Genomic DNA, 12,491 nt, shown 5'->3' with positions numbered 1-12,491 from the left:
GGGTAGGGGGACGAGGGGTGGAACTGACAATGCGCGCCGGCCGAAACGCCTTCCGACGAGGAGTTCGATCCGCCGTCTGCATCCATGAACGTGCCAACGGCAGGGGGCGATGTTCATTCGGCCAACGATCCGGCGCCCGCCGGTGATCGGCCCTGAACCAGACCGAGCCCGCAAACGCGATCGCTCGGATGCCGAAGACCACGGTCCCGGCTGTTCTGCAGGCTAGATTTAAGCGACAGATTTCCACCGGACAGCGGATAGATGCCCGAGCACACCAATAAGTCTGAGCAGGTCTACGATGTGATCGAGAGAATGATCACGTTTCAAGAGCTGAAGCCCGGCCAAATGGTCAGCGAAGTGACGTTGATGGAGGCGACCGGTTTCGGCCGCACGCCTGTGCGCGAAGCACTGCAGCGTCTCGCCTGGGAGCGAATGGTCGAGATTCATCCGCGGAAGGGAGCCTTCATTCCGTTGATCTCTGTCGAGGTCCAACTCAAGCTGCTCGAACTACGCAGGGTCGTCGAAGAATTCGCGGTGCGAACCTGCGTTCATCGCGCCACCTCCGTTCAGAAGCGGATGATGCTCGAATTGGCACGGGAGTTTGACGAAGTCGCAAAGTCCGACGACATCGTTCTGTATGGTGATCTGCTGAAGCGAGTTCATCAGATCATCGTTGCGGCGGCGCAGAACGAATATCTGACTTCGAGCATGGCGCCGCTTCAGGGCCTGTCGCGACGGTTCTGGTTCGCCAACATTTCTGATCGCCCCACAGAGTTGATGGTGGCGTCCGAGAAGCACTCGGCGACGCTGAGAGCGATCAACCAGGGCGACGAGCAGGCCGCCGCCGCTGCATCGCTCGCGCTGAACGATTACCTCACCGATTTTGCGTACCGCACCCTCCGCGGGGCCGATACCAGGATCGCTCTGAAACATCCGTCTCAGGTGCTTTGAATCGCTCCACCGCAGGCGCGGCAGTTTCGGTGATCGGCATCGGCGAATATGCCAAACACACGACTTCCTCGGCAATAACGCGTGATGTAGCCCATCCACGCGATCGAGGATTTTCGATGTCGATGGTCCGAGTGGCGGATTGCCTCTGCTATCCAGCCTCCGGCGTGTGCTCCGGGGCGCCGAGGTGAGCGAGGCGGCGGGGGAGTTGACCAGCAGCAGGTCGCGACCGAATCGCGCCAGCATGTCGGCGATTACCTGATCGCGCGTCATTCCCATCACGTCGTAGCCGCGGCTGCCGTCGCTGAAGAAGGTGCGAGCCTCGTAGCGCGAGGAACCGATGGGCGCCCCGTTCGGGAGAACACCGAGGGGGTAGATCACGAAGCGGGGCATCTGGTCTCCTCAACCTGCCGGACCATCGCACCGACTCTCGCCGGCGAGGGCCCCAGGTTGCGGAGCACGGCTGGCCGTTGCAAATCGCCGGCCCCGCGTGCTCGCACCCGTCGAGACGCCCGGCTCCGCCGGGCATCCGTCTGTACGGTCGAACGCCTTACCGCCCCTTGCTGCGGCCCTTCTCGGCCGCCTTGGCCAGCGCCGCCGCGAACGCTCCGCCGCCGCTCGGGGCTTCCTGGCGCGGCTTGTAGCGGTCGACCAGCTTGGCACTGGCGCCGCCGCCACCACCACCGCTGCGGCGTTCGCCGGGAGCGGGGATCGGGTCGGACATCCGCAGCGTCAGGCCGATGCGGTTGCGCGGCACGTCGACCTCGAGCACCTTGACCTTCACCACCTGGCCCGGCTTCACCACTTCGCGCGGATCGTTGATGCGGCGCTCGGACATCGCCGAGATGTGGATCAACCCGTCCTGATGCACGCCGATGTCGGCGAAGGCGCCGAACGCCGCCACGTTGGTGATTGTCGCTTCCAGGATCATGCCGGGCTTCAGATCGGTGATCTTCTCGACGCCTTCCTGGAAGGTGGCGGTCTTGAACTCGGGACGCGGGTCGCGGCCCGGCTTTTCCAGCTCCTTGAGAATGTCGCTGACGGTCGGAACACCGAACTTCTCGTCCGCGAAGGCCTGCGGCTTCAGCCCCTGCAGCACCTTGGTCTGGCCGATCAGCGCCTTGATGTCGCTCTTGGTCGCGGCCAGGATCTTCTTGACGATCGGATAGGCTTCCGGATGCACGCCGGAGGCGTCCAGCGGGTTTTCGCCGTCGCGAATCCGCAAGAACCCGGCGCACTGCTCGAACGCCTTCGGCCCCAGCCGCGGCACTTCCTTCAGCTTGTCGCGGCTCGGGAACGGGCCGTTGGCGTCGCGATGCGCCACGATGTTGGTCGCCAGCGTCTCGCCGATACCCGACACCCGAGCCAGCAGCGGCGCCGACGCGGTGTTGAGATCGACGCCGACCGCGTTCACGCAGTCTTCCACCGTGGCGTCCAGCGCACGCGCCAGCGCGTGCTGATTGAGGTCGTGCTGGTACTGGCCGACGCCGATCGACTGCGGCGGCACCTTCACCAGTTCGCCGAGCGGATCCTGCAGCCGGCGCGCGATCGAAACTGCGCCGCGGATCGAGACGTCGAGATCGGGGAATTCCTTGGAGGCGAATTCGGAGGCCGAGTACACCGACGCGCCGGCCTCCGACACGATCGCCTTGGTCAGCTTCAGATCGGGCTTGGCCTTCATCAGGTCAGCCACCAGCTTCTCGGTTTCGCGCGAGGCGGTGCCGTTGCCGATCGCCACCAGCTCGATGCGATGCTTCACGCAGAGCTGCGCCAGCGTCAGCATGCTCTCGTTCCATTTGCGCGCTGGCTCGTGCGGATAGATCGTGGCGTGGTCGACCATCTTGCCGGTGCGGTCGATCACCGCGACCTTCACGCCGGTGCGGAAGCCCGGATCGAGCCCGAGCGTGGCGCGGCCGCCGGCTGGTGCGGCGAGCAACAGGTCGCGCAGATTCGCCGCGAACACCCGCACCGCCTCGACCTCGGCCTGCTGCCACAGCCGCATCCGCATATCGAGTGCCAGCGCGGTCTTGATCCGCGTCCGCCATGCCCAGCGCACCGCGTCGGACAAGAAGCCGTCGGCCGGGCGGCCCTTGCGGGCGATGCCGAAGGTGGCGGCGATGCGGTTCTCGTACTGCGTCGGCTCGCGCGACTCGGGGTCTTCGCCGTCGCCGAAATCGAGCGCCAGCACCTCTTCCTTCTCGCCGCGCAGCAGCGCCAGAATGCGGTGCGACGGCAGTTTTTCATACGGCTCGGAGAAGTCGAAGTAATCGGCGAATTTGGCGCCGGCGGCCTGCTTGCCGTCGCGCACGCTCGCCTTCAGCGCGCCGCGGCTCCACATCGCTTCACGCAAAGACCCGGTGAGGTCGGCGTGCTCGGAGAAGCGCTCGACCAGGATGGCGCGGGCGCCTTCGAGCGCCGCCTTGACGTCCGCGACCGGATGCTCGCCGTCGGTCTTCACATAGGCCGCCGCCTCGGCCTGCGGATCCTTGTCGGGATTCTGTATCAACAGATCGGCGAGCGGCTCCAGACCGGCCTCGCGCGCGATCTGCGCCTTGGTGCGCCGCTTCTCCTTGAACGGCAGATAGATGTCCTCGAGCCGCGCCTTGCTGTCGGCCTTCAGCAGCGCCGCCTCCAGCTCGGGCGTCATCTTGCCCTGCTGCTTGATGCTGTCGATGATCGCGGTGCGCCGCGCTTCCATTTCACGCAAGTAGCGCAGCCGCTCCTCCAGCGTGCGGAGCTGCGCGTCGTCGAGCATGCCAGTCGCCTCTTTGCGGTAACGGGCGATGAACGGAACGGTCGATCCGCCGTCGAGCAGGTCGATGGCGGCCTGGACCTGCTGCTCACGGACGGCGAGTTCGGATGCGATGACGGACGCGATGTTCGGCACTGGGAGTCTCTTTGGCAGATTCGGTAAGGCGGGGGACTCGGCCACGGCGGCGCGGCGAATCGAAGGCAACCTACGCGATCTTGCGGCCGAGATGCAGGGCGTGTGACCGGCCGGCGCACGACGTGTGCATAACCCGCCGGCGGTCGGCGGCGACCAAATCGATTCGCCGTGTTCCCTGTTGAAAAGCCTCGATCATTTCGCCGGCGCCGGATCGGCGTCGTCGAGAACCCGGCGCAGCATCCGCGCCAGATCGGCACGACGATACGGCTTCGGCAGCAATTGCATGTCGGGACCGATGCGGCCTTGGCGCAGCATCGCGGTCTCGGTGTAGCCGGAGGTGAACAGCACCTTCAGATCGGGCGTGTATTTGCGCAACTCGTCGGCGAGCTGCGGACCGTCCATGCCGCCCGACAGCATCACGTCGGTGAACAGCAGATCGAATTCGACGCCGTCGTACACCATCGACATCGCCTCGGCGGCGGAACACGCCGAATGCGCCGTGTAGCCGAGCGCCTTCAGATGCGTCATCACGTAGCTACGCACCAGCGCGTCGTCTTCCACCACCAGTACGGACTCGCGACCACCCTGCGCGAGCGGCGGGGCGGCGGTGTCGTTCTCGGTATCGCTGATCGTGGCGCAGGGCAGATACAGCCGAATCGTGGTGCCGTGCCCCTCCTCGCTGTACAGCTCGATATGGCCGCCGGATTGCTTGATGAAGCCGTACACCATGCTGAGGCCGAGGCCGGTGCCTTCACCGACCGCCTTGGTGGTGAAGAACGGTTCGAACACGCGGTCGCGGATCGACGCCGGAATGCCGCAGCCGTTATCGCTCACCACCAGCATCACGTAGCGCCCCGCCGACACTTCGTCGTGCTGCTCGGCATAGGCCTGATCGAGATCGACATTGCCGGTCTCCAATAGCAACTTACCGCTGCCGTTCATCGCGTCACGGGCATTGATCGCGAGGTTGATCAGCGCGCTGCCGAGCTGCGACGGATCCGCCAGCGCCGGACACAGATCCGGGGAAGGTTCGACCTCGATCTCGATGCCGGAGCCGAGCGTCGGCCGCAGCAGCTTGACGGTGTCGAGCATCAGCGCGTTGACATCGATACTGCGCGGCTGCAGCGGCTGCTTGCGCGAGAACGACAGCAGACCGTGGGTGAGATCGGAGGCGCGCGTCACCGCCTGATCCACCATCGCGGCGACGTCCTTCAGGTCCGGCCGATCCGACACGCCGTCGGCGAGAATCTCGATCCCGCCGGTGATCACCGTGAGGATGTTGTTGAGATCGTGCGCGACGCCGCCGGTGAGCTGGCCGATCGCCTGCATCTTCTGTGCCTGGCGAAGCTGGCGCTCGGATTCCTTGAACGCGGTGAGATTGCGATACACCACCACGGCGCCACCGAACGAACCGTCCGAGTTTTCGATCCGCCGCGCACTGGCGGCGAGCTGCACCACCGGGCCGTCGCCATGGCGAATGCCGAGTTCGATGTTGTCGAAGCTCTCGCCGCGCCGCGCCCGCGCCGCCGGACTTTCGTGATCCGGCATCGGCGTCACGCCGTCGGCGAGGAAGCGCCGATATTTGTTTCGCCATCGCTCGGAGCCGATGTCCTCGGCCGGCCCGAACAGCGCCAGACAGGTCGGGTTGGCGAACACCCGTTTGCCCGCCGCGTCGAGCACCGCGACCGCATCCGCCATGCTGGCGATGGTCTTGTCGAGCAGCTCCGTCTTGCTGCGCAGCGCCGCATTGGCGGCGTCGATCTTGGCGACGGTCTGGTCGAACGCATCGGCCAGAATGCGGCTTTCGCCCTGCAGTCCGACCGGCATCACCAACCGGCCGCTGCGCGAGAACGCGGTCACGGCGTGGGTGAGCTGCACGATCGGCTTGGCGAGCGAGCGCGACAACAGCGCCGACAGCAGCACCGCACCGAGCAGCGCGGCCAGCCCGACGATCAGGCCGGGGGTCTGAAGCGCCGTCGCCGGAGCCATCATCCGCTCCAGCGGCTCGGTCTCGATCACGCCGGTGCGCTCGCCGTTGGTCAGCGTCCCGACCACGAGCGCGCCGGCGATGCGCGTACCGTCCGGACCGCGGAACACCGTCGCGGTGCCCGGCTTGTCGGCGAGCGACGCGGCGAGCTCCGGAAAGTCGTCCTGCCAGCGCCGCATCGGCTCCGCCGGCACGATCCGGCCGCCCAGGTAGTTCATCAGATATCCGCCGTCGGCGGCGACGAAATACACGCTGGTGTCGTTGTCGAGCACATCGCGGATGCGCTGGTACACCGGCCGCAGATCCAGCTCGATCTCCAGGACGGCGAACACCGCACCGGCCGGATCTCGGATCGGCGCCGCCAGCATGATCCGCGGCAGCGGCGTGCCGCTTTCGCCATCCGCGGCAATCCGAAGCGGCGAGAAATAGACCGAATCGCCGGTCTGCTCCGACGCGCGGCGGAACGTCTCGTCGTCGCCTTGCCGCGACAGCTCCGCGGCGGGCACGACGCGGATCGCGCCGCCGGGGCCGTTACGATCGACTTCGATCAACGAACGGCCGCCGTCCGCGACGGTCGCCAGGCGATAGCCGAGGATGCCGGGCTTGAACTGCATGTTGCCGGCATAGACGGTGGCCAGATGCTGCAGCCATTGCGCCTCGGTCAGCCCGAACTCGGGATCGACGCCGCCATTGCGAGAGGCGCGGACGACGCCGCTGTGCGCCGGCAGCAGCCGGGCCGACAGCATCTCGCTGCGAAATACACGCAGGGCGGATTCGTAGGCGCCGAGCCTCGCCTTCGCCTGATAGGCGAGCCGTGTCAGCCCCGATGGGACCACGGCGCGGCCGATATTGTAGTAAGCGAGCAGCCCGATTGCGGCGACCGTAAATGCCACCAGTACGGTCATCGCCAGGGTCAGGCGCGCCGACAGGCGCATCGATTGAATCTCCGGAGAACGGAACGCGGACAGACCGGCAACCTATATGAAGGACCGGTGGCGCGCCACCGCGGCGGCGCTGATGCCGGCCGCGGTCAGGCGGGAATGTCGCCGAACCCCTTCCCGGGCTTCAGCGGCTTCAGACGGACCAGACGGGAGTCCTCCACCGCGGCCTGGCGGTGCTTGACGGCCTCGCGGTACACCGGATCGCGGATCATCTCGACGAACGCCGACACGCTCGGATATTCGGCAATGAAGACCCGATCCCAGCGCTCGTCCTGCGGGCCGATCAGCATCAGCTCGAACTGGCCCTGCCACACCACCTTGCCACCGAGCCGTTCGAACACCGGACCGGACTCGCGGCCATAGGCTGCGTAGGCTTCCGCCCCGGTTGCGGCGCGGCCGTCCGGATAAGCCGCCTGCGGCCTGAGCCGCACCAGGTTGAGCATATGGATCGGCCCCGGACGATCCATCTCGCGAAACTGCGCGAACACGTCCTTGGTCGGATCGATATGGCCGGTCATGCGTCCCTCCGGTTGCTTTGAATTTGATTGGCCGTGCTAGTATCACGATCGAGCCGCCCATGTCTGCCACCGGAGCCTGCGCGTGAACGCTGCCGCCACCCTTCTCGTCGCGCTGGTCGCGGCCCTGCACGTCTTCTTTCTCGTGCTCGAGATGTTTCTCTGGACCAAGCCGCTCGGGCTCAAGGTGTTTCGCAACAGTCCGGACAAAGCCGCAGCGTCCGCGGTGCTGGCCGCCAATCAGGGGCTGTACAACGGCTTCCTGGCGGCCGGGCTGATCTGGTCGCTGCTGCACCCGAACGCCGCAGTGGCCCTGCAGCTGGCGACCTTCTTTCTCGGCTGCGTCATCGTCGCCGGATTGTACGGCGCCTGGACGGTGAGCCGGCGCATTCTCTACGTCCAGGCAGCTCCCGCCGTGCTGGCGCTGATCGCAGCATGGGTCGCGTAGTCGGCAAGTAGGATGCTGCATCGCACAGCGCGGCAAATTGCACGACGCGTCAGAGCGGCATTGCCAGACCTCGAGCACTGATCCACACTCCCGTCAACGACGGCCGACACAAGACCGTCGCTCACACGCCTAGGGAGTAGACCACCGATGATAAGCCTGTATCGGGCCGCCACGGCGGCTGTTACTGCGATTGTGCTCAGCGCCGCGCCCGCGGTCGCTCAGAAGAAATACGACACCGGCGCCACCGACACTGAGATCAAGATCGGCCAGACCGTGCCGTTCTCCGGCCCCGCCTCGGCTTATGCGGGCATCGGCAAGACCCAGGCCGCCTATATGCGGATGATCAACGATCAGGGCGGCATTAACGGCCGCAAGGTCAACCTGATCCAGTACGACGACGCCTATTCGCCGCCCAAGGCCGTCGAGCAGGTTCGCAAGCTGGTCGAGAGCGACGAGGTGTTGCTCACCTTCCAGATCATCGGCACGCCATCCAACGCCGCCGTGCAGAAATATCTCAACGCCAAGAAGGTCCCGCAACTGCTCGCCGCCACCGGCGCGACGCGGTTCACCGATCCGAAGAACTTCCCGTGGACGATGGGCTTCAACCCCAACTACCAGACCGAAGGCCGCATCTACGGCCGCTACATCCTGCAGAATCACCCCGACGCCAAGATCGGCATCCTGTTCCAGAACGACGATCTCGGCCGCGACTACGTCACCGGCCTGCGCGCCGCGCTCGGCGACAAGGCCGACAAGATGATCGTCGCCGAAGCCTCCTACGAACTCACCGACCCGACCGTCGACTCCCAGATCGTCAAGCTGAAGTCCGCCGGCGCCACGCTGCTGTACGACGCCTCGACGCCGCGCTTCGCCGCGCAGGCGATCAAGAAGGTCGCGGACCTCGGCTGGAATCCGGTCCATATCCTCGACATCAACGCCAGCCCGGTGTCGGCAACGCTGAAGCCGGCCGGCCTCGACATTTCCAAGGGCCTCATCAGCGTCAACTACGGCAAGGACCCTGCCGACCCGCAATGGGCCAATGACGAGGGCGTGAAGAAGTATTTTGCCTTCATGGACAAGTATTATCCGGAGGGCGACAAACTCAACACCGTCAACAGCTACGGCTACTCGACCGCGGAGCTGCTGGTCACGATCCTGAAGCAGTGCGGCGACAATCTAACCCGCGAGAACGTCATGAAGCAGGCCGCCAACCTGAAGAATGTCGTCGGCGATCTGTCGCTGCCGGGGATGTCGGTCAACACCTCGCCGACCGACTTCCGCGTCAACAAGCAGCTCCGGATGATGAAGTTCAACGGCGAGCGCTGGGAGCTGTTCGGCCCGATCATCGAAGACAACGCGGCGATGTGAGCGGCCGCCGGACGTGACGAACTTGCCCCGGTGCTGCGCCGCACCGGGGCGACCTCTGCGATCCGGTGCGAGGCGCCCGGCCTCGTGATCGCCCGCAGTGGCGCGAACGCAACCAATGCGGGAAACCGTCCAATATTGCGCAGACACCCGATCCGAATCGGCATCGAATGTTGCGATTAGTCGGAGGGGTGGAAGCCGTTGATTGGAGGCGCCGCGGCGGCGGCGGACCGCAATGAAGCCAGACCACAACAGCAACCGGTATTTCACCGTCGAACAGCTCGAGGAGCTGGCGGTCGCCAAATACATCGAGGCGGCGCTGACGCCGGCCGGCGTGGAGCGCGACGAATTGCTCGACGAAGCCAAGCGCTTCGCCAGCCGCGCCAAGATGAAGAGCTGGCTGATGGGCGAGATCGGTGCCGTGCCGCACCGCCGCAATTATCACTGAGACGGGTCGCCGGCGCGCACCGCGCCGTCATTCCCACGGAATCGCACTGACCTCACGCTGCAGCCGGTCCATCGCCGTCATCACCGCGGCACCGGCGAATTCGCGGCTTGCCTGGCCTGGATCGACCGAGGCCACTTTCCAATTGGCGCCATTGGTGTCGTCGCACGGCTGGCACGGGCGAATGCGGATCGCTTCCACCTTGTCGCAATGACGCTGGCCACGGACGTCCTGGAGCAGCAAGGCTTCGATCTCCTCGGCGGTCCTCAACACCCTGGTCATCGCTGGCTCCCTCTGGCGCAGTCGGCAGGATCGCGAACAGGCCACCCCGCATCGATCGCAGAGCTGTAACCCAAGGTCTTGAGATGGCTCAAGTCTGGGGCGTTTTCGGCAAATCGGGAACCGGGTTTTAACGTTCGCTTTACCGAGCCTTAAACCGGCTTCGCTAGCGTCGGCCGCAACGGTCGGCGTGGACGATGCGATGGCGTGGGGCAGGAAAAAAGCCGCCGAGAGGCGAGAGCCGACATTCGGCCCCGGAGAATCGCTCGGCGACATGCGCCTGACGCCGCAGGATCGGGTGAACGTGGCCGAGGACATGCCGAAGAAGAAATCAGCCGGCAAAGCTGGCGGCGCGGGGCGCAGCCGTCGCAAGCCGCGCAAGGGCGTGATCGCGTCGGTGCGCCAGGCGATCGGCCGGCTGGTGTATTGGAGTGCGGTCGCCGGGATCTGGACGGTGCTGGCGGTGGTCGGCGTCATGGTCTGGGTCGGGGCGCATCTGCCGCCGATTCAGTCGCTGGAAATCCCGAAACGGCCGCCGACCATCACCATTGTGGCCGACGACGGTTCGACCATGGCGGTGCGCGGCGAGCAGGCCGGCACCAATGTGGCGCTGAAGGATCTGCCGCCGTATCTGCCGAAAGCGTTCATCGCGATCGAAGACCGGCGGTTCTATTCGCATTTCGGCGTCGACCCGCTCGGCATCGCGCGCGCCGCGGTCGCCAACGTGCTGCACCGGGGCGTGTCGCAGGGCGGCTCGACGCTGACCCAGCAGCTCGCCAAGAACCTGTTCCTGACCCAGGACCGCACCCTGACCCGCAAGCTGCAGGAGGTCGAGCTGGCGCTGTGGCTGGAGCGCAAGCACTCCAAGGCCGAGATCCTGGAGCTGTACCTCAACCGGGTGTATTTCGGCTCCGGCGCCTACGGGGTCGAGGCCGCGGCGCAGAAGTACTTTGGCAAGTCGGCCAAGGACGTCACGCTCGTCGAGGCGGCGATGCTGGCGGGGCTGGTCAAGTCGCCGTCGCGTCTGGCGCCGAACCGCAATCCGGAGGGCGCCGAAAAGCGCGCCCAGATCGTATTGGCCGCGATGGCGGACGCCGGCTTCGTCACCGACAAGCAAGCCCAGGCCGCGATCGCCAATCCGGTCTACACCGTCAAGCCGACCGGCGCCGGCACCATCAACTACGTGGCCGACTGGATCACCGAAGTGCTCGACGATCTGGTCGGGCAGATCGACCAGTCGATCATCGTCGAAACCTCGATCGATCCGAAGCTGCAGGCCGAGGCCGAGGCCGCGATCATCGACGAGCTCGCCGCCAAGAGCGTCAAATACAAGGTGACTCAGGGCGCGCTGGTGGCGATGACGCCGGACGGCGCGGTGCGGGCCATGATCGGCGGCCGCAATTACGCCGACAGCCAGTTCAACCGCGCCATCACCGCCAAACGGCAGCCGGGCTCGGCGTTCAAGCCGTTCGTGTATCTGACTGCGGTCGAAGCCGGGCTGACGCCGGACACGATCCGGCAGGACGCGCCGCTCGATCTCAAGGGCTGGCGGCCCGAGAACTACAGCCACGAATATTTCGGCGCGGTGACCCTGACGCAGGCGCTGGCGATGTCGCTGAACACGGTGGCGGTGCGGCTCGGGCTCGAAGTCGGGCCGAAGAACGTGGTGCGCACCGCGCATCGGCTCGGCATCGCTTCCAAGCTCGACGCCAACCCGTCGATCGCGCTCGGCACCTCGGAGGTGTCGGTCACCGAGCTGGTCGGCGCCTATGCCACGTTCGCCAATGGCGGGCTGTTGGCGTCGCCGCATGTGGTGAAGCGGATTCGAACCGCCCAGGGCAACAAGGTGCTGTACGTCCGCAGCGGCGAGCCGGCGAGCCGGGTGGTCGATCCGCGCGCGGTGGCAATGATGAACACCATGATGCAGGAGACGCTACGCTCCGGTACCGCCCACAAGGCCGATCTGCCGGGCTGGGTCGCGGCCGGCAAAACCGGCACCAGCCAGGATTTCCGCGACGCCTGGTTCATCGGCTACACCTCGACCCTGGTGACGGGCGTATGGCTCGGCAACGACGACAACTCGCCGACCAAGAAAGCCACCGGCGGCGGGCTGCCGGTCGAAGTGTGGACGCGGTTCATGCGCGAGGCTCTGAAGGGCGACACCCCGCAGCCGCTGCCCGGCGGCTGGAGCGGCGGTCCGATCGCGGGCCCGGCTGCAGGCGGGTTCGGCGGGCCCGGCGCCAACGCCGGCGGCACCGTCGCGCAGACCGGCCCGCGCGGCGAAACCCAGGTGATCAATGCCGCGCCGCCCGGCAACCGGATGCCGCCGCCCACCCGCGCCAACGTCCGCCCCGAGGCGGCCGCCGGCCTCGACGGCTGGCTGATGGATCGGCTGTTCGGACGGTGATGCGTCGAGCACGGCCATCCTCCGCAAAAGCGGAGGATGGATTCACGGTTGAAGTGCAACGGTTGATTTGAGTTTGGAGAATGCCTCGGCGGGCGTTCTGAAGTCCAGGCATTTGCGTGGAGTATTGTTGAGGCGTTCGACATGCTTTCTGATGTCCGCCGTGGTGAGGTCGTCGAGATCCGTCTTGCGAGGTAACCAGCGTCGCAAGCGACCGATCGAGTTTTCAACGCCGCCTTTCTGCCAGGGGCTGTGAGGATCACAGAAGAAGG

At 66.0% G+C, this 12,491-nt stretch carries 10 protein-coding genes; 5 read left to right on the top strand and 5 right to left on the bottom strand.

Annotation, left to right across the window (positions count from 1 at the left end):
- The first annotated feature begins 261 nt into the window (after window positions 1-261).
- Complete coding sequence (locus tag DY468_RS23155; protein WP_164607776.1) at window positions 262-951, top strand: GntR family transcriptional regulator; 690 nt, start codon at window positions 262-264, stop codon at window positions 949-951.
- A 547-nt stretch (window positions 952-1,498) separates the two neighbouring features.
- Here DY468_RS23155 and DY468_RS23150 read toward each other — a convergent pair.
- The 3 genes from DY468_RS23150 to DY468_RS23140 all read right to left on the bottom strand — a co-directional run bounded on the left by DY468_RS23150 (window position 1,499) and on the right by DY468_RS23140 (window position 7,281).
- The gene (locus DY468_RS23150; protein WP_164607774.1) at window positions 1,499-3,835 is read right to left on the bottom strand and encodes a Tex family protein; all 2,337 of its coding nucleotides are present in this window, start codon (window positions 3,833-3,835) and stop codon (window positions 1,499-1,501) included.
- A gap of 192 nt (window positions 3,836-4,027) precedes the next feature.
- Window positions 4,028-6,757 (bottom strand): ATP-binding protein, encoded by a 2,730-nt coding sequence (locus DY468_RS23145; protein ID WP_164607773.1) that lies wholly within the window; start codon window positions 6,755-6,757, stop codon window positions 4,028-4,030.
- A 95-nt stretch (window positions 6,758-6,852) separates the two neighbouring features.
- The gene (locus DY468_RS23140; RefSeq protein ID WP_164607770.1) at window positions 6,853-7,281 is read right to left on the bottom strand and encodes a DUF1330 domain-containing protein; all 429 of its coding nucleotides are present in this window, start codon (window positions 7,279-7,281) and stop codon (window positions 6,853-6,855) included.
- An 82-nt stretch (window positions 7,282-7,363) separates the two neighbouring features.
- Between DY468_RS23140 and DY468_RS23135 the strand changes: the two genes are divergently transcribed.
- From DY468_RS23135 to DY468_RS23125, 3 genes are all read left to right on the top strand, one after another.
- Window positions 7,364-7,726: a DUF1304 domain-containing protein gene (locus tag DY468_RS23135; RefSeq protein WP_164607769.1), complete on the top strand. Its 363-nt coding sequence runs from the start codon at window positions 7,364-7,366 to the stop codon at window positions 7,724-7,726.
- Window positions 7,727-7,873: 147 nt separating this feature from the next.
- Window positions 7,874-9,094 carry an ABC transporter substrate-binding protein gene (locus tag DY468_RS23130; protein ID WP_164607767.1) on the top strand — a complete coding sequence of 407 codons (1,221 nt, stop codon included), beginning with the start codon at window positions 7,874-7,876 and terminating at the stop codon, window positions 9,092-9,094.
- A gap of 232 nt (window positions 9,095-9,326) precedes the next feature.
- Window positions 9,327-9,539, top strand: coding sequence for a hypothetical protein (locus DY468_RS23125; RefSeq protein WP_164607765.1), 213 nt, complete (start codon window positions 9,327-9,329; stop codon window positions 9,537-9,539).
- Between the two features lie 27 nt (window positions 9,540-9,566).
- Here DY468_RS23125 and DY468_RS23120 read toward each other — a convergent pair whose 3' ends face one another.
- Window positions 9,567-9,818: a hypothetical protein gene (locus DY468_RS23120; protein WP_012494257.1), complete on the bottom strand. Its 252-nt coding sequence runs from the start codon at window positions 9,816-9,818 to the stop codon at window positions 9,567-9,569.
- Window positions 9,819-10,017: 199 nt separating this feature from the next.
- On the opposite strand from DY468_RS23120, the gene DY468_RS23115 reads away from it, so the two are divergent.
- Window positions 10,018-12,222, top strand: a complete 2,205-nt coding sequence (locus DY468_RS23115) for a transglycosylase domain-containing protein (protein ID WP_164607764.1) — start codon at window positions 10,018-10,020, stop codon at window positions 12,220-12,222.
- A gap of 42 nt (window positions 12,223-12,264) precedes the next feature.
- Here DY468_RS23115 and DY468_RS24700 read toward each other — a convergent pair.
- Window positions 12,265-12,491, bottom strand: a 227-nt coding sequence (locus DY468_RS24700; RefSeq protein WP_205512638.1) for an IS30 family transposase, incomplete at its 5' end; no start/stop codon positions are given.

This window comes from Rhodopseudomonas sp. BR0M22, from assembly GCF_010907035.1.
Classification (GTDB): domain Bacteria; phylum Pseudomonadota; class Alphaproteobacteria; order Rhizobiales; family Xanthobacteraceae; genus Rhodopseudomonas.
Note: the sequence above shows the minus strand (reverse complement) of the source record. Positions and strands in the feature narration are given on the sequence as shown.